This is a genomic window from Paracoccus sp. SM22M-07, assembly GCF_001887735.1.
GTDB lineage: Bacteria > Pseudomonadota > Alphaproteobacteria > Rhodobacterales > Rhodobacteraceae > Paracoccus.
On record NZ_JPKW01000002.1, the window covers coordinates 1 to 26,234 of the forward strand.

General features: G+C 66.9%; 29 protein-coding genes, 2 tRNA genes and 1 pseudogene. 21 read left to right on the top strand and 11 right to left on the bottom strand.

The features are described from left to right. The 4 genes and pseudogenes from IE00_RS03230 to IE00_RS03245 all read right to left on the bottom strand — a co-directional run. Window positions 1–121 (bottom strand): annotated as a pseudogene (locus tag IE00_RS03230) (IS3 family transposase); the annotation flags it as partial. Between the two features lie 231 nt (window positions 122–352). Further along, the gene (locus tag IE00_RS03235) at window positions 353–661 is read right to left on the bottom strand and encodes a hypothetical protein (protein WP_205949646.1); all 309 of its coding nucleotides are present in this window, start codon (window positions 659–661) and stop codon (window positions 353–355) included. A gap of 708 nt (window positions 662–1,369) precedes the next feature. After that, window positions 1,370–1,445: transfer RNA gene (locus tag IE00_RS03240), tRNA-Lys, on the bottom strand. Window positions 1,446–1,515: 70 nt separating this feature from the next. Further along, window positions 1,516–1,591 (bottom strand) — tRNA-Lys (locus IE00_RS03245). A 95-nt stretch (window positions 1,592–1,686) separates the two neighbouring features. Between IE00_RS03245 and dapF the strand changes: the two genes are divergently transcribed. From dapF to dxs, 6 genes are all read left to right on the top strand, one after another. Next, window positions 1,687–2,514 (top strand): diaminopimelate epimerase, encoded by an 828-nt coding sequence (gene dapF / locus IE00_RS03250; protein WP_072295666.1) that lies wholly within the window; start codon window positions 1,687–1,689, stop codon window positions 2,512–2,514. After that, the gene (gene mtaB, locus IE00_RS03255) at window positions 2,511–3,764 is read left to right on the top strand and encodes a tRNA (N(6)-L-threonylcarbamoyladenosine(37)-C(2))-methylthiotransferase MtaB (RefSeq protein WP_072295667.1); all 1,254 of its coding nucleotides are present in this window, start codon (window positions 2,511–2,513) and stop codon (window positions 3,762–3,764) included. The genes dapF and mtaB overlap by 4 nt, the downstream gene beginning before the upstream one ends. A gap of 63 nt (window positions 3,765–3,827) precedes the next feature. Further along, window positions 3,828–4,748: a histone deacetylase family protein gene (locus tag IE00_RS03260; RefSeq protein WP_072295668.1), complete on the top strand. Its 921-nt coding sequence runs from the start codon at window positions 3,828–3,830 to the stop codon at window positions 4,746–4,748. After that, a complete protein-coding gene (locus IE00_RS03265) occupies window positions 4,745–4,981 on the top strand; it encodes an exodeoxyribonuclease VII small subunit (RefSeq protein WP_072295669.1) in 237 nt (78 codons plus the stop codon). Before IE00_RS03260 ends, IE00_RS03265 begins: the two co-directional genes overlap by 4 nt. 14 nt (window positions 4,982–4,995) lie before the next feature. After that, window positions 4,996–5,859: a polyprenyl synthetase family protein gene (locus tag IE00_RS03270; RefSeq protein WP_072295955.1), complete on the top strand. Its 864-nt coding sequence runs from the start codon at window positions 4,996–4,998 to the stop codon at window positions 5,857–5,859. Between the two features lie 29 nt (window positions 5,860–5,888). Further along, complete coding sequence (gene dxs, locus IE00_RS03275; RefSeq protein ID WP_072295670.1) at window positions 5,889–7,814, top strand: 1-deoxy-D-xylulose-5-phosphate synthase; 1,926 nt, start codon at window positions 5,889–5,891, stop codon at window positions 7,812–7,814. Between the two features lie 9 nt (window positions 7,815–7,823). Here dxs and fliP read toward each other — a convergent pair whose 3' ends face one another. From fliP to fliF, 4 genes are read right to left on the bottom strand one after another with little or no spacing between them, the layout of a single operon-like run. Continuing rightward, window positions 7,824–8,519: a flagellar type III secretion system pore protein FliP gene (fliP, locus tag IE00_RS03280; protein WP_072295956.1), complete on the bottom strand. Its 696-nt coding sequence runs from the start codon at window positions 8,517–8,519 to the stop codon at window positions 7,824–7,826. Next, window positions 8,519–8,776: a FliM/FliN family flagellar motor C-terminal domain-containing protein gene (locus IE00_RS03285; RefSeq protein WP_083554021.1), complete on the bottom strand. Its 258-nt coding sequence runs from the start codon at window positions 8,774–8,776 to the stop codon at window positions 8,519–8,521. The genes fliP and IE00_RS03285 overlap by 1 nt, the downstream gene beginning before the upstream one ends. Continuing rightward, the gene (locus tag IE00_RS03290; RefSeq protein WP_170864074.1) at window positions 8,764–9,327 is read right to left on the bottom strand and encodes a hypothetical protein; all 564 of its coding nucleotides are present in this window, start codon (window positions 9,325–9,327) and stop codon (window positions 8,764–8,766) included. Before IE00_RS03290 ends, IE00_RS03285 begins: the two co-directional genes overlap by 13 nt. An 8-nt stretch (window positions 9,328–9,335) precedes the next feature. Further along, complete coding sequence (gene fliF / locus IE00_RS03295; RefSeq protein ID WP_072295672.1) at window positions 9,336–10,919, bottom strand: flagellar basal-body MS-ring/collar protein FliF; 1,584 nt, start codon at window positions 10,917–10,919, stop codon at window positions 9,336–9,338. Between the two features lie 117 nt (window positions 10,920–11,036). Between fliF and fliL the strand changes: the two genes are divergently transcribed. The 13 genes from fliL (at window position 11,037) to IE00_RS03360 (ending at window position 21,939) form a co-directional block, all read left to right on the top strand. After that, a complete protein-coding gene (fliL, locus tag IE00_RS03300) occupies window positions 11,037–11,501 on the top strand; it encodes a flagellar basal body-associated protein FliL (protein ID WP_072295673.1) in 465 nt (154 codons plus the stop codon). Continuing rightward, a complete protein-coding gene (locus IE00_RS03305) occupies window positions 11,498–11,848 on the top strand; it encodes a hypothetical protein (RefSeq protein ID WP_072295674.1) in 351 nt (116 codons plus the stop codon). The genes fliL and IE00_RS03305 overlap by 4 nt, the downstream gene beginning before the upstream one ends. Continuing rightward, entirely contained in the window at window positions 11,841–12,383 is a 543-nt protein-coding gene (locus IE00_RS03310; protein WP_139291304.1) for a MotE family protein, read from the top strand. Before IE00_RS03305 ends, IE00_RS03310 begins: the two co-directional genes overlap by 8 nt. A gap of 10 nt (window positions 12,384–12,393) precedes the next feature. Then, window positions 12,394–13,260: a flagellar motor stator protein MotA gene (motA, locus tag IE00_RS03315; RefSeq protein ID WP_072295676.1), complete on the top strand. Its 867-nt coding sequence runs from the start codon at window positions 12,394–12,396 to the stop codon at window positions 13,258–13,260. Beyond that, window positions 13,260–13,514, top strand: coding sequence for a hypothetical protein (locus IE00_RS03320; protein ID WP_072295677.1), 255 nt, complete (start codon window positions 13,260–13,262; stop codon window positions 13,512–13,514). Before motA ends, IE00_RS03320 begins: the two co-directional genes overlap by 1 nt. Further along, the gene (locus IE00_RS03325) at window positions 13,511–15,586 is read left to right on the top strand and encodes a flagellar biosynthesis protein FlhA (RefSeq protein ID WP_072295678.1); all 2,076 of its coding nucleotides are present in this window, start codon (window positions 13,511–13,513) and stop codon (window positions 15,584–15,586) included. The genes IE00_RS03320 and IE00_RS03325 overlap by 4 nt, the downstream gene beginning before the upstream one ends. Continuing rightward, window positions 15,586–16,341, top strand: coding sequence for a flagellar biosynthetic protein FliR (locus IE00_RS03330; RefSeq protein WP_072295679.1), 756 nt, complete (start codon window positions 15,586–15,588; stop codon window positions 16,339–16,341). Before IE00_RS03325 ends, IE00_RS03330 begins: the two co-directional genes overlap by 1 nt. After that, window positions 16,338–17,396, top strand: a complete 1,059-nt coding sequence (gene flhB, locus IE00_RS03335) for a flagellar type III secretion system protein FlhB (protein ID WP_072295680.1) — start codon at window positions 16,338–16,340, stop codon at window positions 17,394–17,396. The genes IE00_RS03330 and flhB overlap by 4 nt, the downstream gene beginning before the upstream one ends. Next, window positions 17,390–17,761, top strand: a complete 372-nt coding sequence (locus tag IE00_RS03340; protein WP_072295681.1) for a hypothetical protein — start codon at window positions 17,390–17,392, stop codon at window positions 17,759–17,761. Before flhB ends, IE00_RS03340 begins: the two co-directional genes overlap by 7 nt. A gap of 64 nt (window positions 17,762–17,825) precedes the next feature. Beyond that, window positions 17,826–18,866 carry a biotin synthase BioB gene (bioB, locus tag IE00_RS03345; protein ID WP_083554023.1) on the top strand — a complete coding sequence of 347 codons (1,041 nt, stop codon included), beginning with the start codon at window positions 17,826–17,828 and terminating at the stop codon, window positions 18,864–18,866. Between the two features lie 48 nt (window positions 18,867–18,914). Next, entirely contained in the window at window positions 18,915–20,063 is a 1,149-nt protein-coding gene (locus IE00_RS03350; RefSeq protein WP_072295958.1) for an 8-amino-7-oxononanoate synthase, read from the top strand. Beyond that, entirely contained in the window at window positions 20,048–20,704 is a 657-nt protein-coding gene (gene bioD / locus IE00_RS03355; protein ID WP_072295682.1) for a dethiobiotin synthase, read from the top strand. The genes IE00_RS03350 and bioD overlap by 16 nt, the downstream gene beginning before the upstream one ends. After that, a complete protein-coding gene (locus IE00_RS03360) occupies window positions 20,701–21,939 on the top strand; it encodes an adenosylmethionine--8-amino-7-oxononanoate transaminase (RefSeq protein WP_072295683.1) in 1,239 nt (412 codons plus the stop codon). Before bioD ends, IE00_RS03360 begins: the two co-directional genes overlap by 4 nt. Here IE00_RS03360 and IE00_RS03365 read toward each other — a convergent pair. Genes IE00_RS03365 through leuC form a run of 3 tightly spaced genes read right to left on the bottom strand, consistent with a single transcriptional unit; the run spans window position 21,925 to window position 24,967 of the window. Further along, on the bottom strand, window positions 21,925–22,926 hold the full coding sequence (locus tag IE00_RS03365) for an endonuclease/exonuclease/phosphatase family protein (protein WP_240493782.1): 1,002 nt from the start codon (window positions 22,924–22,926) through the stop codon (window positions 21,925–21,927). The genes IE00_RS03360 and IE00_RS03365 overlap by 15 nt on opposite strands. Beyond that, window positions 22,917–23,522 (bottom strand): 3-isopropylmalate dehydratase small subunit, encoded by a 606-nt coding sequence (gene leuD, locus IE00_RS03370; protein ID WP_072295684.1) that lies wholly within the window; start codon window positions 23,520–23,522, stop codon window positions 22,917–22,919. Before leuD ends, IE00_RS03365 begins: the two co-directional genes overlap by 10 nt. 11 nt (window positions 23,523–23,533) lie before the next feature. Then, complete coding sequence (leuC, locus tag IE00_RS03375; RefSeq protein WP_072295685.1) at window positions 23,534–24,967, bottom strand: 3-isopropylmalate dehydratase large subunit; 1,434 nt, start codon at window positions 24,965–24,967, stop codon at window positions 23,534–23,536. A 426-nt stretch (window positions 24,968–25,393) separates the two neighbouring features. On the opposite strand from leuC, the gene rsfS reads away from it, so the two are divergent. Together rsfS and rlmH are read left to right on the top strand one after the other, a co-directional pair. Beyond that, complete coding sequence (rsfS, locus tag IE00_RS03380) at window positions 25,394–25,729, top strand: ribosome silencing factor (RefSeq protein ID WP_072295686.1); 336 nt, start codon at window positions 25,394–25,396, stop codon at window positions 25,727–25,729. A 9-nt stretch (window positions 25,730–25,738) separates the two neighbouring features. Next, a complete protein-coding gene (rlmH, locus tag IE00_RS03385; RefSeq protein ID WP_072295687.1) occupies window positions 25,739–26,206 on the top strand; it encodes a 23S rRNA (pseudouridine(1915)-N(3))-methyltransferase RlmH in 468 nt (155 codons plus the stop codon). Window positions 26,207–26,234: the final 28 nt, after the last annotated feature.

Genomic DNA, 26,234 nt, shown 5'->3' on the forward strand with positions numbered 1-26,234 from the left:
TGAACTGCGTCACGCTGATCGACCGCACGGCTTCGGCCACCGACTGGCCTTGCGACACCAACACGTCAACCTGCCGGAGCTTGGCGACGATCTCCTCCGGCTTGTGCTTTTTCTGGGGCATTCCTATTCATATAGGGCCAAATTTTGGCGCGTGGGGCACCACAGGCATTGAAATCACAGCATAATTTCGGGCAGTGGTAAGCCCTCCGGGCCTACCACTGCCGCCGCAATCTGCGGGTCTTGGCGTCTGTCTGGCTTGCGGCCCGGATATCATCCGTCGCGTCAGGTATCATCAGATGGCACAGGGCATGCCCGCATGGTGCGGGGAACGGACCGATGACCGCCCGTCGCGTCACCATGCAGAAAAGGGCAGGACCTGCAGCCGCGCTGGTTGGTCTTTGGCTTGGCCGCGCATGGCGACAAGATCGCAACGACGCGCCATCACCTCGCCGGGTGCGGAATGGGCGGCGGGAAGGGTGGGCCGGCCTGCGCAGACCTGCGATGCGGGCACGATCACGCAGCCTGCCATCTGCACCGCCTGCCAGTAGACGGCGGCCTTCGTCTTGCTGCTGACGAGCGAGGCTTCCTCCAGCGCGTGTGACTGGGTTTGGTAAAGCTGGTCGTATCCGTCCATCTGCTGTCTCCTGACAGGGCTTTCCATGCGGAGGCCCCTTTGAGAAGGTCATCTGTCGGTATCGCGCGGGATGCTGGCCGCGCGGACTGTCGGGCAGGTCGAGATCCGCGGATCGACGCCCCTTCTGGCGGGCCGCGCCCTGCGCATCACGCAAGCGGTGGCCAAGGCATGCTGTCGGGAATGGTCGCCTGGTTGATCGACTGCGCGGGGCGCGTGCCGTTCAGGATGACACGCGCCCCGCGACCGGGATGCCGACATGATCGGGACCTACTCGGCGGCCTCGAGATGCAGCGCATCGGAGATGGTTACGCTGAGCAGCCCGTCCGACCTCAGCTGGACCGCCCATTTTCGCCAGACCCTTTCGTTATATTCGATCCCCCCCGACGGAAGGACATTCAACGAACGGGTATTGAAGCTGACTTGCTTCCTATCCTGCATAACCTGATCACCACTTACAATTTCGGACGCTTTACATATGACCTTACGGATATATCAAGCCGAAAGACAGATTGCGCCGCGACTGCGATGAGCGACAAGATCAAGGCCCTCACACCCTGATCAGGTGCCCAACACCGCCACCATAGGCCAGGCGCTGGTCGGGGGCATCATGGCTTTTGGGATAGTTCTTTCTGCATTGCAGAAGGGCGCCGGGGCGCCGATGGCGATTCCGCGGCGGAACAGGTCGCGAACCATGCACTGTCTGCAGCCAGACGATCGACCATTCGAGGAGTTCAGTGGTGAGCCCAACAGGATTCGAACCTGTGACCCACTGATTAAAAGTCAGTTGCTCTACCAACTGAGCTATGGGCCCACACAAAAAGTCTCATAGAGACGCTGGCCCAAGGGGTCAAGGCATCTCTTTGAAACTATAGGAATTTCAGTGGTGAGCCCAACAGGATTCGAACCTGTGACCCACTGATTAAAAGTCAGTTGCTCTACCAACTGAGCTATGGGCCCAACACGAGGCGGTTACTAGGAGGGGTGGCTGGTGGCGTCAAGCGGAAAAAACTGGATGCTGGCAAATTCATTTCACCGGGACTATATCGCGCGGCATGACGCATGCATCCCCGACCGGAATGCCCTTCCTGAAAATGCACGGGCTGGGCAATGATTTCACAGTGATCGACTTGCGCGGCGGGATGGCACGTCCCGACGCGGGTCTGGTCGCGCGCATCGCCGACCGCCATCGCGGCGTCGGCTTCGACCAGCTGGCGGCCATCGAGGACTGCGAGGATGCCGATGCGCGCCTGGTGTTCTGGAATGCCGACGGCTCGCTCAGCGCGGCTTGCGGCAACGCGACGCGCTGCATCGCGCGATTGCTGATGGATGAAACGGGCAAGGCCGCGCTGACCCTGCGCACCGATCATGGCATCCTGCTGGCCGAAGATGCGGGCCACGGCATGACGCGGGTGAACATGGGTCAGCCGGTGCTGGACTGGCAGGCGATCCCCTTGGCGAGTGATGTCGATATCGACCATCTGCCGATCGACGGCGATCCTGTCGCGACCGGCATGGGCAATCCGCACATCACCTTCTTCGTGGATGACGCCGCCGCCGTCGATCTGGACCGGTTCGGCCCCGACCATGAACATCACCCGCTTTACCCGCAGCGCACCAATGTCGAAATCGTGCAGATCCTGTCCGACAGTGAGATCCTGCTGCGCATCTGGGAACGCGGGACAGGGCCGACGCTGGCATCCGGCTCCTGCTCCTGTGCGGCGGTGGTGGCGGCGGCGCGGCGCGGGCTGACGGGGCGGCGCGTCACCGTCAATGTGCCGGGCGGGCAGCTGCTGATCGACTGGCGCGCGGACGGCGTCTGGATGGAGGGACCGACCGCCCTGGTCTTTCGCGGCACCCTGACGCCCGAGTGGCTGTCATGAGCGCGCCCGTCTTTTCCACCCTGGGCTGCCGCCTGAACGCCTATGAGACCGAGGCGATGCGTGAGATGGCCGATGCCGCCGGGCTGTCGGGCGCCGTCGTCGTCAACACCTGCGCCGTCACCGCCGAGGCCGTGCGCAAGGCCCGCCAGGAGATCCGCCGCCTGTCGCGCGAAAACCCCGGCGTGCCGGTCATCGTCACCGGCTGCGCGGCTCAGACCGAACCCGAGACCTTTGCCGCCATGCCCGAGGTGACCCGCGTCATCGGCAATCACGAAAAGATGCAGCCCCAGACCTGGGCCGATCTGCGCGCCCCCGACCTGATCGGCGAGACCGAAAAGGTGCTGGTCGACGACATCATGTCGGTGCAGGAAACCGCCGGTCACCTGATCGACGGGTTCGGTCGCCACCGGGCCTATGTCCAGGTCCAGAACGGCTGCGACCACCGCTGCACCTTCTGCATCATCCCCTTCGGGCGCGGCAATTCGCGGTCCGTCCCGGCAGGCGTCGTGGTCGAACAGATCAAGCGCCTTGTGGGCCGCGGCTTCAACGAGGTCGTGCTGACCGGGGTGGACCTGACCAGTTGGGGCGGTGATCTGCCGGGCACGCCGCGTCTGGGCGATCTGGTGATGCGCATCCTGCGCCTGGTGCCGGACCTGCCGCGCCTGCGCATCAGCAGCATCGATTCGATCGAAGCCGACGACAATCTGATGCTGGCCATCGCGACGGAACCGCGGCTGATGCCGCATCTGCACCTGTCGCTGCAGGCGGGTGACGACATGGTGCTGAAGCGCATGAAGCGCCGCCACCTGCGCGACGACGCCATCGCCTTTTGCGAAGAGGCCCGCCGCCTGCGCCCGGACATGGTCTTTGGCGCCGATATCATCGCCGGTTTCCCCACGGAAACCGATGCGATGTTTGCCAATTCCATTAAGCTGGTCACCGATTGCGACCTGACCTTCCTGCATGTCTTCCCCTATTCCGCGCGTCAGGGCACGCCCGCGGCGCGGATGCCCGCCGTCAAGGGACCGGTGATCCGCGACCGTGCCGCGCAGCTGCGCGCGGCGGGGGACGCGGCCCTGCGCCGCCACCTGGACGCCCAGATCGGCAAGACCCATCGCGTGCTGACCGAAGGCCCCCGTCTTGGCCGGACCGAACAGTTCACCGAAGTGACCTTCGACACCGACCAGCCCGAAGGCACGTTGATGGATCTGACCATCAAGGGTCATGACGGTCAGCGCCTGACCGTCTGAAGCCTGCTTGCGATGCGCCCGCGCTGCCCCTAGCCTTCGGGCAAAGGGCGCAGGGGGAACAGCATGGCTCGGACCATTCTTTACACGCACGCATCGGGGGCGGGGCACCAGACACCTGACGGGCATGCCGAACAGGTGGCCCGCCATCAGGCGGTGCTGGACGCGCTGGCGGATCTGGACCTGGACCGCAGGCAGGCGCCGTTGGGTGCGGATGCCGACGTCCTGCGCTGTCATCCGGCCGCCTACCTTCAGGAACTGCGGGAACGCACGCCCCGTCACGGCACGGTCATGCTGGACGCCGATACCTTTCTGTCGCCGGGCGGCCTGACGGCGGCGCTGCATGCGGTCGGCGGGGCCTGCGCGGCGGTCGATGCGGTGCTGCAGGATGGCGGGAATGCCTTCGTCGCCATGCGCCCGCCCGGTCATCACGCCGAAACCGAAACCGCGATGGGCTTCTGCCTGCTGGGAACGGCGGCCATCGCGGCGCGGCGCGCGCTGGACCATCACGGGCTGGACCGCGTGGCGGTGCTGGATTTCGACGTCCATCACGGCAACGGCACGCAGGACCTGCTGTGGAGCGAGGCACGCGCCTTCTTCGCGTCCAGCCACCAGATGCCGCTTTATCCGGGAACGGGGGCCGAGTCGGAAACGGGCGCGCATGGGCAGATGGTGAACGCGCCCCTGCCGCCCGAATCGGACGGGGCGCTGGCCCGCGCGGTCTGGGACGACATCCTGGCGCAGGCGCGCGCCCATGATCCCCAGCTGGTGATCATCTCGGCGGGGTTCGATGCCCATGCCGCCGATCCCTTGGCGCAGCTGAACTGGGACGAGGATGATTTCACCGCCATCACCCGCGCCATCTGCGATATGGCGGCGGCCTGCGGGGCCCCGGTGGTATCCTGCCTGGAAGGTGGCTATGATCTGGACGCTCTGGGGCGCGCGGCGCGTGCCCATGTGCAAGTGCTGATGGAGACCGCAGAATGAGCGATATCAAGACCCTGTCCTTCGAGGAGGCGATGCGGGAACTGGAAGCGACCGTCGGCAAGCTGGAAACCGGCGAGGCCACGCTGGAGGAATCGATCGCGCTTTACGAACGGGGCGCCGCCCTGCGCGCGCATTGCGAAACCCACCTGCGCGAGGCCGAGGAGCGGGTCGAAAAGATCACCCTGGCCGCCAATGGCCAGCCGACGGGGACCACGCCTGCCGAGGGGTTGTGATGTTGGCCGACCCCATGCAGGCGCGGCTGGCGCAGGTTCAGGACATGGTCCAGGCCGAACTGGCCAGTGCCATCGCGGCGCTGCCGGAGGGCGATCTGCGCGATGCGATGGCCTATGCGGTGCGGGGCGGCAAGGGGCTGCGCGGGTTTCTGGTGATGGAATCGGCGCGCCTGCATGGCGTTTCCGACGATGCCGCCCTGCCTGCCGCGGCGGCGGTCGAAGCCCTGCACGCCTATAGCCTGGTCCATGACGACCTGCCCGCGATGGATGACGACGACCTGCGTCGCGGCCAGCCGACCGTGCATGTGAAATGGTCCGAGGCCACCGCGATTCTGGCGGGCGATGCGCTGCAGACACTGGCCTTCCAATTGCTGACCGATGACCGGATCGGGGCCGCGCCGTCGCGGATGCGGCTGGTCGCGGCGCTGGCCCATGCGGCGGGCGCGCAGGGCATGGTCTGGGGGCAGGCGCTGGATATCGCCGCCGAAACCGCCGGAACGCCTCTGGACCTGGCGGCCATCACCCGTCTGCAGGGCGGCAAGACCGGTGCGCTGATCCGCTTTGCCGCCACCGCCGGTCCCCTGATCGCGGGCGATGACCCGACCGCGCTGGACCGTTACGCCGATGCACTGGGCCTGGCCTTCCAGATCGCCGACGACATCCTGGACGTGACCGGCTCCGAAGCCGTGACGGGCAAGCGCGTCGGCAAGGATGCCGATGCCGGCAAGGCCACCTTCGTGTCGCTTCTGGGGCTGGACGGCGCCGAGGCCGAGGCGCGACGTCTTGTCGCCGCAGGCGCCGATGCGCTGACCGGATATGGTGATGCTGCGGGAAACTTGCGCCTGCTGGCGCGTTTCGTTATCGAGCGCGACACCTGAACGCCGCCCGCCCCGGAGGAGGGCCAGCCATGACAGACCACCCCAAGACGCCGCTGCTGGACCGGATCACGCTTCCGTCCGACCTGAAATCATTCGACGATCACGACTTGCGGCAGGTCGCCGACGAGCTGCGGTCGGAAACGATCAGCGCGGTCAGCGTGACGGGCGGCCATCTGGGCGCCGGACTGGGCGTCGTGGAACTGACCGTGGCGCTGCACGCGGTCTTTGACACGCCGCGCGACAAGATCATCTGGGACGTGGGGCATCAGTGCTATCCGCACAAGATCCTGACCGGACGCCGCGACCGCATCCGCACCCTGCGCACGGGCGGCGGTCTGGCCGGTTTCACCAAGCGCGCCGAGAGCGAATACGATCCCTTCGGGGCGGGGCATTCCTCGACCTCGATCTCGGCGGCCCTGGGCTTTGCCACGGCGCGGGACCTGGGCGGCGATCCGGGTGATGCCATCGCCGTCATCGGCGACGGCGCCATGAGCGCGGGCATGGCCTATGAGGCGCTGAACAATGCCGGCCACGAAGGCCGCCGCCTGTTCGTCATCCTGAACGACAACGAAATGTCGATCGCCCCGCCGGTAGGGGCGATGTCGTCCTATCTGACGCGGCTTTACGCGGGCGGTCCCTTCCAGGAGCTGAAGGCCGCCGCCAAGGGCGCGGTCGGTTTCCTGCCCGACGCCTTCCAGGAAGGCGCCCGCCGCGCCAAGGAAATGTTGAAGGGCATGACCGTCGGCGGCACCCTGTTCGAGGAGCTGGGCTTTTCCTATATCGGCCCCGTCGACGGGCATGACATGGAACAGCTTCTGCCCCTGATGCGGACGCTGAAGGCACGTGCGACCGGTCCGGTCCTGATCCACGTCGTGACCAAGAAGGGCAAGGGCTATGCCCCCGCCGAGGATGCGGCCGACCGCGGTCACGCCCGCGGCCGCTTCGATGTCGTGACGGGCGAACAGGCCAAGGCGAAATCGAACGCCCCCAGCTATACCGCCGTCTTCGCCAAGGCGCTGATCGACGAGGCCGGCCGCGACGACCGCATCCTGGGCGTCACCGCCGCCATGCCCGACGGCACCGGGTTGAAGCAGTTCGCAGAACGTTTCCCGCGCCGTTGTTTCGACGTGGGCATCGCCGAACAGCATGCCGTGACCTTCTGTGCGGGTCTGGCGGCGGGCGGCATGAAGCCCTTCTGCGCGATCTATTCGACCTTCCTGCAGCGCGGTTACGACCAGATCGTGCATGACGTCGCGGTCCAGAACCTGCCCGTGCGCTTTGCCATCGACCGGGCCGGGCTGGTCGGTCAGGACGGCCCGACCCATGCGGGCGCCTATGACATCGCGTTCCTGGCCAACCTGCCGGGTTTCACCGTCATGGCCGCCGCCGACGAGGCCGAGCTGGTCCACATGGTCGCCACCGCCGCCGCCCATGACAGCGGCCCCATCGCCTTCCGCTTTCCGCGCGGCGAGGGAACAGGCGTGGAAATGCCCGAGCGCGGCCAGGTCCTGCCCATCGGCAGGGGCCGCATGATCACCGAAGGCAAGACCGTGGCCCTCCTGTCCTTCGGCACCCGCCTGTCCGAAGTGATGACCGCCTGCGAGGCGTTGTCGGCACGCGGCATCACGCCGACCGTGGCGGATGCGCGTTTCGCCAAGCCGCTGGACCGCGACCTGATCCTGCAACTGGCCCGCGATCATGATGCGCTGATCACCATCGAGGAAGGCGCCGTCGGCGGTTTCGGCAGCCATGTCGCGCAGCTTCTGGCCGAGGAAGGCGTCTTCGACACCGGCCTGAAGTTCCGGTCCATGGTACTGCCGGACGAATTCGTCGATCACGATGCGCCGCGCGCGATGTACGACACCAGCGCGCTGAACGCCGAACATATCGAGGCCAAGGTCCTGTCGGTCCTGGGCATCGGCGATCTGGACGCGCGCCGCGCCCGAGGAGATTAGGCGCGGGGATCAGCTGTAGCTGCGCACCAGCGCCCCCGCGATCATCGTCCAGCCGTCGACGACAACAAAGAAGGCCAGCTTGAAGGGCAGCGACACCACCACCGGTGGCACCATCATCATGCCCATCGACATCAAGACGGCCGACACGACCAGATCGATGATCAGGAAGGGCAGGGCGATCAGGAAGCCGATCTCGAAGGCGCGCTGGATCTCGGACAGCATGAAGGACGGGATCAGCACCGACAGGCGGTCGGCGGCACCGCCCGCGCCGGGGGCGATCTCGGCCATGGCCGCCAAGGTGTCGGGGTCGGTGCGGGCGGACATGAAGCCCTGAAAGGGAATGATGCCGCGCTGGAAAGCCTCGGCGATGTCGATCCGGCCCTGCTGCAGGGGCAGTCCGGCGGTCTGCCAGGCCTCGCGCAGGACGGGGTCCATGATGAACCAGGTCAGAAAGATCGACAGGCTGACGATCAGCATGTTCGGCGGCGATTGCTGCAGGCCGATGGCCTGACGCAGGATCGACAACACCGTCACGATGAACGGAAACGCCGTCACCATGATGGCGATGCCAGGCGCCAGCGACAGGCCCGTCAGGGCCAGCACCAGCAGCACGGCATTGTCGCCCAGACCCGCGCCAAGCGCGTCGCCCAGATCTTGCGCCAATGCCGCGTGGGGCAACAGCGCCAGTAGAATCGCCAGCCGGATCACGCCGCCCCCGTCGCGCCCAGAACCCGCACGCAAAGCCGGTCCTCGGCGCTGCCGTCGCTGGTCAGTTCGCCGCGGGCGATGACCTTGTCGCCGACGCAGATCTCGACCCCGTCCTCGATGGCCTGATCCAGGACCAGGACGTCGTCGGTGCGCAGCGCCGAGAGTTGCGCGACGGTCTGGCGGGTGCGGCCAAGGCGGATGGTCACCTCGACCTGGATGTTGTCGGTGTCGATCAGATGCATCAATGCGTCCATGTCGTGTCGTCCTCTGTGATCTCGGAAATCAGGGCGCGGATATCGCGGGTGATGGTGTCGGGGTCCAAGGTGATCCGGCCCCCCTGCAGGGTGACGGTGATGGTGTCGGTCGCGGCGGGGCCGATGGCGATGGATTGCAGGCCGGTCTGATGCAGGCAGCGGTCGACCATGGCCCGCATCCGGTCGCTGCAGGCGATCTGGGCGACCAGCGGCGTGGCCTCTTGCGCCAGGCGCGCCAGTTCGCGCGTCAACGCCTGTTCCATCCGGCCCGCGCTGGCCGATGGCGCGACAAGGTCCAGAACCTGCGTCAGGATCGGGGCCAGCGCCTGCACGGCCTCGGACCGGATCTGCGCGCGGCGTGTTTCGTCATCGGCCATTGTCCGGGCCAGCTGCACCAAGGCGGCATCCAGCGCCCGCAGCTGATCGTCCTGGGCCTTCAGCGTCGCCTCTTCGGCGCCTTCGGCGAAGGCGCGGTCCAGGTCGGCCTGGGTGAAGATCATCGGCGGAGCCTGTTCGACGGCAGCGTTGGAAAAGGATTCCAGTTTGAACATGGCAAGGGTCAATTCGCGGTCTCCTTGTTGTCGATCCAGCCCGACAGGATCTTGGCGCTTTCGTCGTGGCGTTCCTTCATCATGGATTTCAGACGCGCGACGGGATCGGCCGGCGGCAGGGACAGCGGCGCGGCGGCGGGCTCGGGGCGTTCATCCGTCAGGGCCGGCGGCGCGGTCTGCGTGACGACCGGTTCGTCGTCGATGGTGCCGGTCAGGGCAGGGGCCGGGACGGGCGGCGGCAGGCTGTCATCCAGCATCGGCACCGGGGCCGCCCGGTTGCGCATGATGGGGCGCAGCAGCAGCAGGATCACCGCCAAAGCAAAGATGCCGATCAGCGCGATCCGGGCCAGGTCGTTCAGCGCCAGCCGGTCCAGCAGGCCCGGCGCGGCCAGGCTGCCGTCCTGGGTCAGGTCGGCGAAGGCCAGCGACTTGACCGTCAGCTGGTCGCCCCGCGCCTCGTCGAAGCCGGTGGCCGATGCCACCAGTTCGCGCAGCGTCTGAAGTTCGGCGTCCGACCGGGGCACCAGCGTCGTCTGGCCCTCGGCATCGGTCTGGGGGATGCCGTTGACCAGGACGGCGACGGTCATGCGGCGGGTCGATCCGGGCTGGCGCGACACTTCGCGGGTGGTGCGGCTGACCTCGTAATTCGTTTGCTGGCGGTTTTCGGACCGCGCGCTCTGGGACTTGTCGCCCTCCTGCTCCTCGGCGTCGGGCAGGTTCGATGCGGCGGTCACCGGCCCAGCCCCGGTCGAGTTGCTGGTATCCGACGTCTCCTCGGTCACGGTCGAAATCATCGCCCGCTGTTCGGGATCGAAACGCTGTTCGGTCAGCAGTTCGGTATCGGTGACCAGATCCAGGTTCAGTTCGACGATGGCATTGCCGATGCCGACATGGGGTTCCAGGATGCGTTCGACATTGCGCTTCATCTCGGCGGCGCGGTCGGCGCCGGTCCGGTCGTCATCGCTGGCCACGATGCCGTTCTTGCTGTCGATGACCGTCACGCGATCGGGCGACATGCCCGGCACACCCGACGACACCAGGTATTTCAGCGCCGCCGCCTGTTCGCGGGTGATGGCCCCGCCTGCCGTCGTCAGCGTGACCGAGGCGCTGCCGTTCTGATCACGCCGATAGCCGCGCCCGGTTTCGATGGCCAGATGCACCCGGGCCGTGCGGACATTGGGCAGGGCCAGGATGGTGCGGGCCAGCTCGCCCTCCTTGGCGCGCCAATAGGCGGCGTCGAACATCTGCGATGTGGTGCCAAAGCCCGACATGCCGTCCAGCAATTCGTAACCGGTGCTGCCGGCCGCCGGCAGACCCTGCGCGGCCAGGTCCATGCGCAGGCGGTCGCGCTGGTCGGCATCGACCCAGATAGCATCGCCGCGCACCTCGTAGGGGACGCCGGCGCGTTCGATGCCCGCGACGACCTCTCCGGCCTGGGCGGGGTCGAGCCCGCCATAAATCAGCGCCATGTTGGTCCGGCTGGCGAACCAGCCAAAGCCCGCGATGACCAGGAAGGCGGCCAGGAAAGCACCACCAAGGATCATCCGTTGGGCGGACGTTCGCTCGTTCCAGTAATCCTGCAGTTTTTGCAAAACCGTTCCTTTCGAATCATCGCTTCATTGTCGTCGTGACCCTGATTGACATGGCCCACGTTAAGATTCGGTTAGTCGCGTTCTGATATTTCGGTCTTGTCAGGACGGAGAATCACGATGACCGAAACCGCCGAAACCAAGCCCCGCAAGAAAGGGATGCTGCTCCCGATCGCCGCGACGCTGATCCTTGGAGGGGCGGGGTTCGCATCGACCTATCTGGGGCTGTGGTCGCCCGCCGCCATGCTGTCGGCCCCCGCCGAAGCCGAGGCGGCCCCCGTCGGGGACCAGCCGGAATTCGTCGACATTCCGACGATCGAGATCATCATCCCCGGCGGTCGCGCCCGCAGCCTGATCCTGTCGGCCACCATCGAAAGCGACGCCGCGCACAAGGGCCAGGTCCAGCACCTGATGCCGCGCGTGTCGGATGCCTTCACGACCTTCCTCTCGGACGTGGACCCGTCCGCCTATGACAAGCGCGGCGTGCTGGAAATCATCCGCACCGAACTGGTCGGCCGCACCCGCCTGGTGCTGGGCGACGAGGCCGTCAAAGACCTGCTGATCACGGAGTTCAGATTCAAATGACCACCGACCATGTGCTGCAGGCCCTGCTGCTGATCGCCTGCGTGGGCCTTGCCTTCTTCTGCATCACGCTGACCCGCCGCCTGCGCCGGCTGAACGATCTGGAAAGCGGTCTGGGCGGCGCGATCGCCGTCATGGCCGCCGAGGTGGACCGGCTGGAACGGGCCATCCGCTCGGCCCGCGACGAGGCGACCGCCGCCAGCGAACTGCTGGCGGACGAGATCGAGACGGCGCGCCGTGAACGCGCCATCTGGGACCTGCGCCAGCGGATCGGCCTGGCCGCCGATGCCGCGCCCCGGCCGCAAGCCGCGCGCCGCCTGCGCAAGCGCGCCGAGGTGGCCGATGTCTAGGAAAATCCTGCCGGTTCTGGCCGCCCTGTTTGCCCTGCCTGCAGGCGCGATGATCTGGAAGGGCCAGGATTTCGCCCAGGTCTTCCAGGCCGTCGCAGGCCCCTCCGACCTGTTGGAAGGGTGCACGGACGTCCCCGAAGCCGTCGCCTTGGCCGAGGAATTGCGCGACCGGGCGCTGCGCATCGAACGCTATATGCAGGCGCTGGATCAGCGGAAGGCCGATCTGGACGCCGCCGAGGCGACGCTGCGCACCCGGCTGGGACAGCTGCAGGCCAGCAAGGGCGCCATCAAGGCCACCCGCGATGGGACGACCCAGGCCGTGCGCACCGATATCGACCGCCTGATCGCCCTCTACGACCAGATGAAACCCGCCGAGGCGGCCGCCATTCTGACCAATCTTCCCGCCGATTTCGCCGCCGAGATCCTGATGCGCGTCCAGCCCGAGGCCGGCGCCCGCATCATCGCCGCCGTCGAGCCGCGCCAGGCTGCCCTGCTGACCGCCCAGATGGGCGCGCGCAGCGTCCGCAAACCATAAGGAAACACAGATGTTCGGTTTTGTCGGAATCATCCTCACCATGGTAATGGTCTTTGGCGGCTATCTGCTGGCGGGGGGCAAGATGGGCGTCATCACCCACGCCCTGCCGTTCGAGATGATGATGATCATGGGCGCCGCCGTCGGGGCCTATCTGCTGTCCAATGACAGCCACACGCTGAAAGCGACGCTTGGCGGGCTGGTACGGGCCTTCAAGGGTCCGAAATGGACCGCACAGGATCATCAGGACGTGCTGTGCCTGATGTTCCAGCTGCTGAAGATCGCGCGCGAAAACCCCGTGGCGCTGGAACAGCATATCGAGACGCCCGCCGAATCGCCGATATTCTCGGCCTATCCGCGGCTTTTGGCGGATCACAACGTCGTCTCGCTGATCGCGGACACGCTGCGCTCGGCCAGCCTGAACTATGACGATCCCTATCAGGTCGAGGACATGCTGACCCGCCGCATCGCCACCATGAAGGAGGAGGAGATGCACGTCCCCCACGCCTTGCAGAACATGGCCGACGCGCTGCCCGCCCTGGGCATCGTCGCCGCCGTTCTGGGCGTGATCAAGACCATGAGCTCGATCGACCAGCCGCCCGCCGTGCTGGGCAAGATGATCGGCGGCGCGCTGGTGGGGACCTTCCTGGGGGTGTTCCTGTCCTATGGTTTCGTGGCCCCGCTGGCCAATCGGCTTGGCGGTGTCGTCAAGCAGGACATGGGCTTTTACGACGTGATCAAATCGGTGCTGGTCGCCGGTCTGCACCAGCACGCCACGCCCCTTTGCGTCGAGGTGGGCCGCCAGTCGGTCCCCGAACATGTCCGCCCCAGCTTTGACACGCTGGAAGGCGCGCTGCGCGATCTGAAGAAGGCCGCGTGATGGGCATCGGCGCGATCATGCTGGCGGCATCACTTGCAGCCGCCCCTGCGGGTTTCGAGGAATTCGCCGCCGATGCGAATGGCTGGCTGCTGTCGGGGCAGGGCCTGCCGCGCGATTACCGCGTCACCCTGATGCAGATGGACAGCGCCGACCGGATCAGCGCCATCGCCTATCTGCGCCGCATCGGCCTGCTGAACGACACCCCCTGGACGCTTGACGATCTTCTGCGACCCGCCAAGGAGCCCGCCCGATGACCCTCGCAAAATCCCGCAAGATCGTCGATGCGCCGCTGCTGATCACCGGGGGGCTGGTGCTGGTGGTGATCTCTCTGGTGATCCCCCTGCCTGCGGGGGTGCTGGATTTCGGCATCGCGGTGTCGATCGCCATGGCCACGCTGGTGCTGGTCATGGCGTCGCTGGTCGACAAGCCCACGGATTTCCAGGCTTTCCCGGTGCTGCTGCTGGTCAGCCTGGTCATTCGGCTGTCGTTGAACGTGTCCTCCACCCGCCTGATCCTGACCGAGGGACAGAACGGCAAGGAGGCCGCGGGCCATGTCATCAACGGCTTTGCCGATTTCGTGGCGGGCGGTTCGATCCTGGTGGGGATCACGGTCTTTGCGGTGATCTCGGTCGTGAACTTCATGGTCATCACCAAGGGTTCGGGGCGCATGGCCGAGGTCGCCGCCCGTTTCGCGCTGGATTCGCTGCCGGGCAAGCAGCTGGCCATCGACGGCGACCTGAACGCGGGCGCCATCGACCACCACGAAGCCAAGCGCCGCCGCATCCGCGAACAGACCGAGATCAGCTTTTTCGGTTCGCTGGACGGGGCCTCGAAATTCGTCAAGGGCGACGCGGTCGCGGGCATCGTCATCACGCTGATCAACCTGATGATCGGCCTGACGGTCGGCATCGTTGTCCACGGCATGCCCCTGGCCGAGGCCGCATCGACCTATTCCCACCTGACGATCGGCGACGGGCTGGTCAGCCAGATTCCGGCGCTGATCACCTCGATGGCGGCGGCGCTGCTGCTGTCGCGCGGCGGGGCGACGGACACAACCGCCGACCTGCTGTCGGCCGAATTCACCCGCAGCTGGCAGCCCGCCGCCATGGTCGCCGCCGCGATGGTGGTGATCTCCTTCGTGCCGGGCATGCCGCAGATGCTGTTCATGGGCATCGCGCTGGCGTTGGCCTTCATGGCGTGGCGCATCGCGAACAGGGCTGAGAAGCCCGCCGACATGGCGGATGCACCGGCCGCCGATCCCGCCCCCGCCGCCCGCATCGGCGACGTGCTGGACACCGACGATGTCAGCGTCGAGATCGGGTCCGACCTGATCCTGGTCGCGCTGGATCAGGCGCGCGGTCTGGGCAGCCGGATCGGCAACCTGCGTATCCATATCGCGCGCAGCTTCGGCATGGTGCTGCCTGATGTGCGCATCACCGACACCGACGACCTGCCGCCCGGCGATTACCAGATCCGCATCCAGGGCGTCGTGCGGGGGCGCGGCACGCTGCACCCGTCCCAGGTTCTGGCGCTGGGTCCCGATGCCGTTCTGTCCGAACTGCGCGGCACCAGCGTGCGCGAACCGGTTTATTCCAGCCCCGCCCGATGGATCGCGCCGGCCGATCAGGACGAGGCCTCGGTCATGGGCGCCACCGTCGTCACCCCGATGGAGGTTCTCTCGACCCATCTGATGGAGGTCGTGAAATCGAACCTTCCGGCGCTTCTGACCCTGGGCGCCATGCAGCGCCAGATCGAGGAACTGAAGACGCTGTCCGACACCAGCCGCGCCGAACGCAACCGCAAGTATTTCGACAGCATGATCCCTGAAAAGGTCACGCCCGAAACCCTGCTGGCGATCCTGCGGGCGCTGCTGGAGGAGCGCATCTCGATCCGCAACCTGCCGCTGATCGTCGATGCCATCTGCGAATTCCGCAACGTCGAATCCCCCGAGATGATCTATGAATTGGTCCGCAAGCGCCTGCGCGGCCAGATCACCCAGCAATATTCCGACGACGCCGGCCGCATCGCCGCCCTGCAACTGCACCCCGCATGGGAGGCCGAGTTCGTCCGTGCCGATGCCGAAACCGGGCGTGCCGACGGAGGCGCAATGACGCCAGACCTGTCCAAGCGCCTGCTGGAAGCCGCGCGCAAGGCGGTGTCGCTGGCGGAACCCGTGGCGCGGACCGTCATCGTGGCCCCCGACCACCGGCGCCGGATGATCCGCGCGGTTCTGGGCGCGAACGGCATGTCCGTTCCGGTGCTGGGCCTGGAAGAGGTCGATCCCGCCGCCGAGCTGCGGCTGCTTGGCACGATCGAGGCCGCGTGATGTGGCAGCAGCTGCAGGCGATCTTTCCGGGTCTGGATTGGTCGCTGGTGCTGGTCTATGCCCGTGTCCAGGCCTGCGTGCTGATCCTGCCGGGCCTGGGCGAACGGGTCATCCAGGCCCGCGTCAAGGTCGCCATCGCGCTGGCCATCACGCCCCTGCTGGGCGGTCTGGTTCCCTTGGCGACCATCCCCGACGAACCCATGGGCCTGGTCGCCCAGATCACCCCCGAGATCCTGCTGGGCTTTGCCACCGGGACGATGCTGCGGCTGATGGCGCTGGCCATCGACATCGCCACCACGGCCATCGCCGCGACGGCGTCGCTGTCCCAGATCATGGGCATCCAGAACGAGGCCGCCCCCCATCCGATCGGCAACATGCTGCATTTGGCGGGCATCGCGATCCTGATGGCGCTGGGGTTGCCGGCCATGCTGATCGATCTGATCGCCGACAGCCTGCGGGTCTGGCCGCCCGCGCAATGGCCTGACCCCGAAATGCTTGCCACGGGGATCGTCGGCGTGGTGGCCGACAGCTTTCTGCTGGCGATGATGCTGGCGGCGCCTTTCACGCTGGGCGGCTTCCTGTTCCAGGCGCTGACCGGCGTCATCAACCGGGTCATGCCGGCGCTGCCCGTGGTCTTCATCGGCGCCCCTGCCGCGATCTTTCTGGCGCTGATGGGGCTGGCCATCCTGTCCCCGATGCTGATCGGGCTGTGGGCCGATGCGGTCCTGTCCTTCATGCTGCCGGTGGCACCATGAGCGAGGACAGCGATGACAAGCAGTTCGAGGCCAGCGAACAGAAGCTGACCCAGGCCCGCGAAAAAGGCGACATCCCCCGATCGACCGAGCTGAATGCCGCGACGATGTATCTGGGTGCCTTTCTGGCCTTTTCGATGGCCGCGGGGCTGGCGGTCCGGCAATGGCTGGCCATGGCCAGCCGCGCCTTGGGGTCCGAGGATTGGCCCGATGATGTCGCGGCAACGGCGCGCGACATGTCGGCCTATGCGGCGGTGGCCGCGGTGGGGCTGGCGGCGTTGCTGGTGGCGGCGATCCTGCTGGGGCTGATCGCCACGCGGGGGCTGATCTTTTCGCCGGAGAAACTGGCCCCCGACTTCAAGCGCATCAATCCGATGACGAATGCGGGCCAGAAATTCGGGGCGAACGGCATGGTGACCTTCGGCATCTCTCTGGGCAAGGCGGGGCTGGTCTGTGCAGGGGGATGGTTCCTGTTCGCCAGCCTGCTGGACCGGATCGCCGGCAGTGCCATGTCGGGCGCGCAATGGACCACCGCCCTCGGCGCGATCATGGGACAGGTTCTGATCCTGGCGCTGATCGTGTCGATCCTGTTCACGGTGCCCGACATCTTGTGGAAATGGTTCGACCATCGCCGCAAGAACCGCATGAGCCGCAAGGAAATGCAGGATGAATACAAGGAATCCGAGGGCGACCCGCATCTGAAGGCGGCCCGCCGCCAACGCGCCGTCGATATCGCGATGCAGCAGATGCTGACCGACGTGGGCAAGGCCGACGTGGTGATCGTGAACCCGACCCATTACGCCGTGGCGCTGCAATGGAAACGCGGATCGGGCCGCGCCCCGGTCTGCGTGGCCAAGGGCACCGACGAGGTCGCGGCCCGGATCCGCGCCAAGGCGCGCGAACATGCGGTGCCGATCTGGTCGGACCCGCCCTGCGCCCGCGCGATCCACGCCCAAGTCAAGATCGGCCACGAGATCGGCCACGATCATTTCGCCGCCGTTGCCGCGGCCATCAGGTTTGCCGAAAAGATGCGTCAGAAAGCGAGGGCAGGGTGGTAGACAGGATCAAGCAACTGGCCCAGCTGGAAGCCCTGGCGCGCATCCGCGCCGAACGCCAGCTGAAATCCTTTGCGGCCTTCGCGGCGCATATGACGGCGGCGCATCAGCATGCCGAGGCCCTGCGCAATTCTCTGGCGCAAAGCTATGCCAGCGTCGCCCCCCTGACCATTCCCGAGGCCCGCGCCGCGAATGCCCAGGCCGGTCGCGCCGCGCGCGAATTGCGTCATGCCGACCGCGAGATGCAGCAGCTGCAGCCCCGGTTCGAGGCCGCCCGCAAGGTCGCCGCGACCGAGTTCGGCCGCGCCGAGGCCCTGCTGGGCCTGGGGCACAAGGAAAGGCAGTGGCGCGACCGCGAGCGGTACTGAGCCTGCCATTGGACAGGCGGGATGCGGAATGCTAGGGAACGGCATGCACGCCAAGGGGACTGCCATGCTGCACAGCGATCCGAATACCGAAAACCGCCGCAAGATCTGGACCGCCGAAGAGGCCCGCCGTGTCTTTGACCAGCCGCTGATGGATCTGCTGTTCGAGGCCCAGACCGTTCACCGCAAGCATTTCGATCCGAACCGCATCCAGATGAGCCGCCTTCTGTCGATCAAGACCGGCGGTTGCCCCGAGGATTGTTCCTATTGCAGCCAGTCGGCCCGCCATGCATCGGGATTGTCGGCCTCCAAGCTGCTGGAGGTCGAGCGCGTGCTGGCCGAAGCGCGCCGCGCCCGCGATGCCGGCGCGACCCGTTATTGCATGGGTGCCGCCTGGCGCAGCCCCAAGCAGCGCGACATGCCGCAGATCGTGGCCATGATCGAGGGCGTCAAGGCGCTGGGCATGGAAACCTGCATGACGCTTGGCATGCTGGACGGCGACCAGTCCAGGCAGCTGGCCGAAGCGGGGCTGGATTACTACAACCACAACATCGACACCTCGGAAGCGCATTACGGCAACGTCATCACGACGCGGACCTTCGCCGACCGGATGGAGACCTTGGCCAATGTCCGCGCCAGCGGCATGAAGGTCTGTTCGGGCGGCATCCTGGGCCTGGGCGAGGGGCAGCAGGACCGCGTCGACATGCTGGTGACGCTGGCCAACCTGGCCGAGGCGCCCGACAGCGTGCCGATCAATATGCTGATCCCCGTCGAAGGCACGCCGATGGAAAACGCCGCCCCCGTCGATCCGATCGACTTCGTGCGCACCATCGCCACGGCCCGTATCATGATGCCGACCAGCCATGTCCGCCTGTCGGCCGGGCGTACCGCGATGTCCGATGAGATGCAGGCGATGTGCTTCTTTGCGGGGGCGAACTCGATCTTCGTGGGCGATACGCTGCTGACCAAGGACAACCCCGAGGAAGAGACCGACATGGTGCTGTTCGCCAAGCTGGGCCTTGAGCCGATGCGCGCCCATGAACACCTGCCCGAACCTGCCGCCGAGGCCGCGGCCTCGCGCGACCCCGCCATCCCGATCCTGCGCTGAGGGATGCCGGGGTCTACCCCCGGACCCCGGCAAAGCGAGGCAAGAATGATGGGGCAGGGCATCTTGGACCGATTGGCAGGCTATCGGCGCGACCTTGAGGGTCTGGCCGCCGACGCGCGTTTGCGGGGACTGGCCCCGCGTCGCGGGATCGATTTTTCCTCGAACGATTACATCGGGCTGGCGCAGTCCGACCGGCTGGTGCAGGCCGCGCGCAGGGCGTTGGATCAGGGCGTTCCCGTGGGCGCGGCCGGATCGCGGCTGTTGCGCGGCAACACCGACCCCCAGCAGGAATTCGAAGACGCGGCGGCCCGCTTTTTCGGGGCCGAGGCGGCCTTGGGTTTCGGCGGTGGCTATGTCGCGAATTTCGCCGTCCTGACCACCCTGCCGCAGCGGGGCGATTTGCTGCTGATGGACGCGCTGTCCCATGCCAGCACCCATGAAGGGGCGCGGGCGGGGCGCGCACAGGTGGCGCAGTTCCGGCACGGCGATGTCGACCATGCCTCGGATGTGATCGACGCGTGGCGCGCCGAGGGCCATACCGGCGCCGTCTGGATCACGGTCGAGAGCCTTTACAGCATGGACGGCGATGTGGCGCCCTTGGACGCGTTGATGGACCTGGCCGACCGCCACGGCTTTTTGATGGTGGACGAGGCGCATGCGACCGGCGTCTATGGCCCCCAGGGGCGCGGTCTGGCCCATCACCTGGAAGGGCGCGACAATGTCGTGACCCTGCACACCCTGGGCAAGGCCCTGGGCGGGTCCGGTGCGCTGATCTGCGGGTCGCGGGTGCTGATCGATTTCCTGATCAACCGCTGCCGGCCCTTCATCTTTGCCACCGCGCCCTCGCCCCTGATGGCGGCGGTCGGCCTTGAGGCGCTGGCCGTTCTGCGCGACGAACCTTGGCGTCAGGCGGCGCTGCGGGCGCATGTGGACCTGTTCGGCGCGCAGATGGCGCAGCGCCTGCCGCAGGTGCCGGTCAGCGGCAGCCAGATCGTGCCGCTGATCGTGGGGGGCAATGCGCCCACGATGGAGCTGGCGCAGGCGGTGCAGGCGCGCGGTTTCGACGTGCGCGGCATCCGTCCCCCGACCGTCCCGCCGGGCACATCGCGCCTGCGCGTGTCGCTGAATCTGAATGCCAGCACGGATGACGTGATCCGGCTGGCGGAAACGCTGGAGGAATTATGGCCCGAATCGTGATCACCAGCACCGGCACCGATGTCGGCAAGACGGTGTTTTCCGCAGGGCTATGCGGGCTGATCGGGGCGGATTACTGGAAGCCCTTGCAATCGGGGCTGGCCGGAAACGTGCCCAATCCCGATCCGCGCGCCGATGCGGAACCCTCGCCCGACAGCGACCGCGCCGAGGTGGCGCGCCTGTCGGGCGCCCGCACCCACCCCGAGGCCTATATGCTGGCCCAGCCCCTGTCGCCCCATCGCGCCGCCGAACTGGACGGCGTGGACATCGACGCCGCCCGCCTGACGCCGCCCGATGCGGACCGCCTGGTCATCGAAGGGGCGGGCGGGGCGCTGGTGCCGATCACGCGGCGGATGCTGTTTGCCGATCTGTTCGCGGCGTGGCAGCTGCCGGTGGTGCTGGTCGCCTCGACGGGGCTTGGCACCATCAGCCACAGCCTGTCGGCGCTGGAAAGCCTGCGCGCGCGCAAGGTCCCCGTGCTGGGCGTGGCTTTCGTGGGCGATGACAATGCCGACAACATGGCGACGATCGGCCAGATCGGTCAGGTCAAGGTGCTGGGCCGTCTGCCGTTTCTGCCGGTCCTGGACCGCGCCAGCCTGACCGCCGCCATGACCGAACATTTCGACCCGAAGGATTTCGCATGACAAGCGCCGTCTGGCACCCGTTCTTCCAGCACGCCACCGAACCCGATCCCGTCCGTGCGATCAGCACCGAAGGCGCCTATATCCGCACCGATCGCGGGCCGCTGCTGGATGCCGTTTCCAGCTGGTGGGTGGTCACGCATGGCCACAACCAGCCCCAGATCGTGCAGGCGATCCGCGACACGGCGGGGCATCTGGACCAGGTGATCTTCGCAGGCCTGACCCATCAGCCGGCCGAGGATCTGGCCACCGCGTTGGTCGGCATGGCGCCTGCGGGGCTGGACCATGTGTTCTTCAGCGACAGCGGATCGACCGCCGTCGAGGTCGCGCTGAAGATGGCGCTTGGTTATTGGAAGCACGAGGGCGACGGCCGCAACCGTATCGCCGTCATCGAGGACAGCTATCACGGCGACACCATCGGCACGATGAGCGTGGGCGAGCGTGGCGTCTTCAACGCCGCCTATGACCCGCTGATGTTCGGCGTGGACCGCCTGCCCTTCCCGACCGGCGACGGGGCGGATACGCTGGACGCCTTTGAAACACTGGCCGCGAGCGGCAAGATGGCCGCGCTGATCCTGGAACCGCTGATCCTGGGCGCGGGGGGCATGCGGGTCTATTCCGCCGATGTTCTGGCCGGGCTGCGGGCGATCTGCGACCGACATGACGTGCTGATGATCGTGGACGAGGTGATGACCGGATGGGGCCGCACCGGTCGGCTGTGGGCCTGTGATCACGCGGGGATCAGCCCCGATATCATGTGCACCTCCAAGGGGCTGACGGGGGGCGTCATCCCGCTGGCGGCGACGCTGGCCAGCGGCCGCGTGTTCCGGGCCCATCATTCGACGGACCGGCGGCGGACCTTCTATCACTCCTCCAGCTATACCGCGAACCCGATCGCCTGTGCGGCGGCGCTGGCGCAGGTCCGGCTGTGGCAGGCCAGCCCGATGCAGGACCGGCTGGACGCGCTGGTGACCATGCAGGGCGAACGGCTGGCGGCGATGGCCGAAGACCCCCGGTTCGAGAACCCGCGCCAATGCGGCACCATCGCCGCGATCGACCTGAAGGTCCCCGAGGGCGGTTATCTGTCCGAGGTCGGTCCCCGCCTGCGCGCCCATGCCATCGACCAGGGGGTGCTGCTGCGTCCCTTGGGGAACACCGTCTATGTCATGCCGCCCTATTGCGTGACGGCGGCGGATCTGGACAAGGCCTGGGGGGCCATCGCCTCATTCCGGGTCTAGGTCCAGCCAGACCAGATGCCGGTGTGACGCCGTCGCGACGGCCTGGGCCAGCGGGTCTTCCGGGGCGGGCCAGACGACGCCCGATCCGGTGACCGTCAGGCCCTGCGCGGGCAGGATGTAATCCAGCCGCAGATTGCCGGGGGCACGGTCGTATTCGGCCGTGTCCAGCGCCGGATCGCCCTTCTGCCCGGCATTCGGGCCGTCCTGCGGCGGCTGCCAGGCGCCCCGCGGCTGGCTGTCCTGCGTGACCTTCTGCAGCGCGCGCAGCGCAGCGGCGTCGCCATCGCCGTCCTGCGGATCGACATTCAGGTTGCCGATGATGGCGAAGGGCGCGTCGGGCAGGTGGTTCAGCCAGAAGGCGGCCTCATCATGGTTGCGGGCGATGTTGCGCGGCTCGAAGGCGGGGGGCGTCGCGGCCATCGCCAACAGGTGCAGCGGCCCGACCTGCACATCCCAATGCGACGACGATGACAGCCGCTGCATATCCGCCTGACCGCCCTCGGGCATCCGGTTGCCCGGCATGTCCCGCCAGAGCGTCGCCGTGTGATCCGCGACATCTCCGATGGGCAGCCGCGACAGGATCGCCAGTCCCGCGCTGCCGGTGAAATCGCCATAGCCCTGCGCGTCGCGCGGCCGTCCCATGCGTCCGTCGCCGTCCAGATCCAGACCCACCTGCATGCCGCGATTGCCCAGGGCGGCAAAGGCATGGGGCATGGGGTGGCCCTGATCGGCCAGAACCGCCTGAAAAGCCGCCAGGGCGCGGCCTTCCAGATCCCAGTCGAAGGCGGTCAGCACGATCACGTCGGGGGCGGTCGCCGCGATCACCTGCGCCGCCGCCAGCACCTGCGGATCGCCCTTGGCGATGTCGCGCAGCAAAAGACCCGGGCCCTTTCGCGAAAGGCCCGGGTCCCATGTGGCAAGGCGCAGCGTGTCCGCCTGCGCGGGCAGACCCAGCAGGCACAGCGCCGCGGCGATCCTCAGATCCAAGGGCGCGCCTGCGCCATCTGGTCCTCGAAGGTGTCGATGGCGGCGGCCTTTTCCATTGTCAGCCCGATATCGTCCAACCCGTTCAGCAGGCAATGCTTGCGGAAAGCATCGACCTCGAAGTGATAGGTGGTGCCGTCGGGGCTGGTGACGGTCTGGCTTTCCAGATCGACCGTGACGCGGGCATTCGCACCATTGCCCGCATCCGCCATCAGGGCATCGACGGCGTCCTGGGGCAGGGCGACGGGCAGGATGCCGTTCTTGAAGCAGTTGTTGAAGAAGATGTCGGCAAAGCTGGTCGAGATGACGCAGCGGATGCCGAAATCCAGCAGCGCCCAAGGGGCGTGTTCGCGCGACGACCCGCAGCCGAAATTGTCGCCCGCGATCAGGATCTCCGCATCGCGATAGGCGGGCTGGTTCAGGACGAAATCGGGGATCTCGTTGCCGTCGCGGTCATAGCGCATCTCGTCGAACAGGTTCACCCCAAGGCCCGACCGCTTGATGGTCTTCAGGAACTGCTTGGGGATGATCATGTCCGTGTCGATATTGACCAGCGGCATGGGGGCCGCGATGCCCGTCAGGGTGGTGAACTTATCCATGATGGGCGTCCTTATGCGGGTTCTTTGGCGAATTCGCGGATGTCGACAAGATGCCCGCAGACACCGGCGGCGGCGGCCATGGCGGGCGACATCAGATGGGTGCGCCCCTTGTAGCCCTGGCGACCTTCGAAATTGCGGTTGCTGGTGGCCGCGCAGCGTTCGCCCGGCGCCAGTTGGTCGGGATTCATGCCAAGGCACATGGAACAGCCCGCAAGGCGCCATTCGAAACCGGCATCGGTGAAGATGACGTCCAGGCCCTCTTCCTCGGCCTGGGCGCGGACCAGGCCCGATCCGGGAACCACCATGCCGCGCACGCCCGGCGCCAGCTTGCGGCCCTGAAGCACCTCGGCCGCGGCGCGCAGATCCTCGATCCGGCCATTGGTGCAGCTGCCGATGAAGACGGCGTCGATGGCGATGTCGGTCAGCGGCGTGCCGGCGGTCAGCGCCATGTAGTCCAGGCTGCGGCGGGCGGCCTCGACCTTGCCGCCCGTGAAGCTTTCGGGGGCGGGGACCGATGCGGTGATGGGCAGTGCATCCTCGGGGCTGGTGCCCCAGGTGACGGTGGGGGCGATGTCCTCACCGCGGATGGTCAGCACCTTGTCGAAATGCGCGCCCTCGTCGGAAAACAGCGTCTTCCACCAGGCGACGGCTGCCTCCCATTGCGCGCCTTTCGGGGCGTGGGCGCGTCCTTTGACATAGGCGAAGGTGGTTTCGTCGGGCGCGATCAGGCCTGCGCGGGCACCGCCCTCGATCGCCATGTTGCAGATGGTCATGCGGCCTTCCATCGACAGGTTGCGGATCGCCTCGCCGCAATATTCGATGACATGGCCAGTGCCGCCCGCCGTGCCGGTTTCGGCGATGATGCGCAGCACGATGTCCTTGGCGGTGACGCCGGGCGCGATGCGGCCGGTGATTTCCACCTTCATGTTCTTGGACTTTCCCTGGATCAGGGTCTGGGTGGCCAGCACATGTTCCACCTCGGAGGTGCCGATGCCGTGGGCCAGCGCGCCGAAGGCGCCATGAGTGGCCGTGTGGCTGTCGCCGCAGACGACGGTCATGCCGGGCAGGGTCCAGCCCTGTTCGGGGCCGACGATATGCACGATGCCTTGGCGGATGTCGTTCACCGGGTAATAGTTCACGCCGAATTCGCGGGCGTTCTTGTCCAGCGCATCGACCTGGATGCGGGATTCGGGGTTCTCGATCCCGGTCTGGCGGTCCAGCGTGGTGGGCACGTTGTGATCGGGCACCGCGATGGTGCGTTCGGGGGCGCGGACCGTGCGGCCGGTCATGCGCAGGCCCTCGAAGGCCTGCGGGCTGGTCACTTCGTGGACCAGGTGGCGGTCGATATACAGAAGACAGGTGCCGTCGTCCTGGCGTTCGACGACATGGGCGTCCCAGATCTTGTCATAAAGCGTGCGCGGCGCGGCGGCTGCGGGAATGGTCATGGCTGATGTCTTTCGGCTGTGATGCAGGGTGCGGGCATGGACAAGCGGCGGGACAGGGCTGTCCCGCGGGCCGATCAGCCCCGCGCGGTCACGCAGAGCGTTTCGCCATAGAATCGCTGCGGCAGTCGCGCACGATCATGAATGTCGAAGAAACGCATCATTCCGCAAGATTAGGCATTCGGCGCCTTGCTGGCAAGGCCCGCGCTGCGGCCTGCGGGGCGTGGCACGAAGATTGCCGAAAGGAAAAGCCCGCCAGCGATTGAGATGGGGCGAAAAGATGCTATGTTGAAGGGACCCCTGCGCCGGGGGTCATCGGCGCGCTGACCGGAGGATATAACCCTGTCACAAGACGTCCCGTCGGCCCAAGGGCCGGCCACGACCGCTGCGAAAGGCTCGCTGACCAGCGACCAGGTTCTTTCGCTTGTTATGACTTCGCTGGATGATGACAAGGCCGAAGAGGTCGTCAGCATCGATCTGCGGGGCCGCTCGGCCATGGCCGATCACATGGTGATCGCCTCGGGGCGCAGCAGCCGGCAGGTGGGTGCCATCGCGGAAAAGCTGGCCGAACGCGTCAAGCATGCCACGGGCCGCAGCCCGCGCATCGAAGGCAAGGAAGCCGGCGACTGGGTGCTGATCGACACCGACGACGTGATCGTCCATGTCTTCCGCCCCGAGGTCCGTGATTTCTACCAGCTGGAAAAGATGTGGATGCCTGCGGACGCGCTGTCCCGTGTGCGTGACGACCATCACCACCAGCCGTAAGGCGGACTGATGCGGATCGACATCGCCGCCGTGGGGCGGCTTCGCAAGGGCCCCGAGGCGGCGCTGATCGCCGATTATCTTGACCGCTTCGCGAAAACCGGCCGCAGCCTCGGGCTGCCGGCCGTTTCCGTCGTCGAGGTCGAAGACAAGCGCGGTCTGGGCATGAAGGCCGAGGCCGAATTGCTGAGCCGCGCCCTGCCGGCGGGGGCCGCGCTGGTGATGATGGACGAACGCGGCGATCAGCCCCTGTCGCCCGAATTCGCGGCCCGCATTGCAGGCTGGCGCGACAATGCCCGTGACGTCTGCTTTGTCATCGGCGGCGCGGACGGGCTGGACCCCGATCTGCGGGCCCGTGCCGACTGGTCGATCAGCTTCGGGCGCATGGTCTGGCCGCATATGCTGGTGCGCGTCATGCTGGCCGAACAGCTGTACCGGGCCGCCACCATCCTGTCCGGATCGCCCTATCACCGGGCCTGATGCCGTCCAGCCCTTGCGACGTTTGGTT

Excerpts from the sequence above, each read along its gene's own strand:
- IE00_RS03235 (WP_205949646.1), bottom strand. The coding sequence starts at position 661 with ATGGAAAGCCCTGTCAGGAGACAGCAGATGGACGGATACGACCAGCTT.
- dapF (WP_072295666.1), top strand. The coding sequence starts at position 1,687 with ATGACGCATGCATCCCCGACCGGAATGCCCTTCCTGAAAATGCACGGG.
- mtaB (WP_072295667.1), top strand. The coding sequence starts at position 2,511 with ATGAGCGCGCCCGTCTTTTCCACCCTGGGCTGCCGCCTGAACGCCTAT.
- IE00_RS03260 (WP_072295668.1), top strand. The coding sequence starts at position 3,828 with ATGGCTCGGACCATTCTTTACACGCACGCATCGGGGGCGGGGCACCAG.
- IE00_RS03265 (WP_072295669.1), top strand. The coding sequence starts at position 4,745 with ATGAGCGATATCAAGACCCTGTCCTTCGAGGAGGCGATGCGGGAACTG.
- IE00_RS03270 (WP_072295955.1), top strand. The coding sequence starts at position 4,996 with ATGCAGGCGCGGCTGGCGCAGGTTCAGGACATGGTCCAGGCCGAACTG.
- dxs (WP_072295670.1), top strand. The coding sequence starts at position 5,889 with ATGACAGACCACCCCAAGACGCCGCTGCTGGACCGGATCACGCTTCCG.
- IE00_RS03285 (WP_083554021.1), bottom strand. The coding sequence starts at position 8,776 with ATGGACGCATTGATGCATCTGATCGACACCGACAACATCCAGGTCGAG.
- IE00_RS03290 (WP_170864074.1), bottom strand. The coding sequence starts at position 9,327 with ATGTTCAAACTGGAATCCTTTTCCAACGCTGCCGTCGAACAGGCTCCG.
- fliL (WP_072295673.1), top strand. The coding sequence starts at position 11,037 with ATGACCGAAACCGCCGAAACCAAGCCCCGCAAGAAAGGGATGCTGCTC.
- IE00_RS03305 (WP_072295674.1), top strand. The coding sequence starts at position 11,498 with ATGACCACCGACCATGTGCTGCAGGCCCTGCTGCTGATCGCCTGCGTG.
- IE00_RS03310 (WP_139291304.1), top strand. The coding sequence starts at position 11,841 with ATGTCTAGGAAAATCCTGCCGGTTCTGGCCGCCCTGTTTGCCCTGCCT.
- motA (WP_072295676.1), top strand. The coding sequence starts at position 12,394 with ATGTTCGGTTTTGTCGGAATCATCCTCACCATGGTAATGGTCTTTGGC.
- IE00_RS03320 (WP_072295677.1), top strand. The coding sequence starts at position 13,260 with ATGGGCATCGGCGCGATCATGCTGGCGGCATCACTTGCAGCCGCCCCT.
- IE00_RS03325 (WP_072295678.1), top strand. The coding sequence starts at position 13,511 with ATGACCCTCGCAAAATCCCGCAAGATCGTCGATGCGCCGCTGCTGATC.
- IE00_RS03330 (WP_072295679.1), top strand. The coding sequence starts at position 15,586 with ATGTGGCAGCAGCTGCAGGCGATCTTTCCGGGTCTGGATTGGTCGCTG.
- flhB (WP_072295680.1), top strand. The coding sequence starts at position 16,338 with ATGAGCGAGGACAGCGATGACAAGCAGTTCGAGGCCAGCGAACAGAAG.
- bioB (WP_083554023.1), top strand. The coding sequence starts at position 17,826 with ATGCTGCACAGCGATCCGAATACCGAAAACCGCCGCAAGATCTGGACC.
- IE00_RS03350 (WP_072295958.1), top strand. The coding sequence starts at position 18,915 with ATGGGGCAGGGCATCTTGGACCGATTGGCAGGCTATCGGCGCGACCTT.
- bioD (WP_072295682.1), top strand. The coding sequence starts at position 20,048 with ATGGCCCGAATCGTGATCACCAGCACCGGCACCGATGTCGGCAAGACG.
- IE00_RS03360 (WP_072295683.1), top strand. The coding sequence starts at position 20,701 with ATGACAAGCGCCGTCTGGCACCCGTTCTTCCAGCACGCCACCGAACCC.
- leuD (WP_072295684.1), bottom strand. The coding sequence starts at position 23,522 with ATGGATAAGTTCACCACCCTGACGGGCATCGCGGCCCCCATGCCGCTG.
- leuC (WP_072295685.1), bottom strand. The coding sequence starts at position 24,967 with ATGACCATTCCCGCAGCCGCCGCGCCGCGCACGCTTTATGACAAGATC.
- rsfS (WP_072295686.1), top strand. The coding sequence starts at position 25,394 with ATGACTTCGCTGGATGATGACAAGGCCGAAGAGGTCGTCAGCATCGAT.
- rlmH (WP_072295687.1), top strand. The coding sequence starts at position 25,739 with ATGCGGATCGACATCGCCGCCGTGGGGCGGCTTCGCAAGGGCCCCGAG.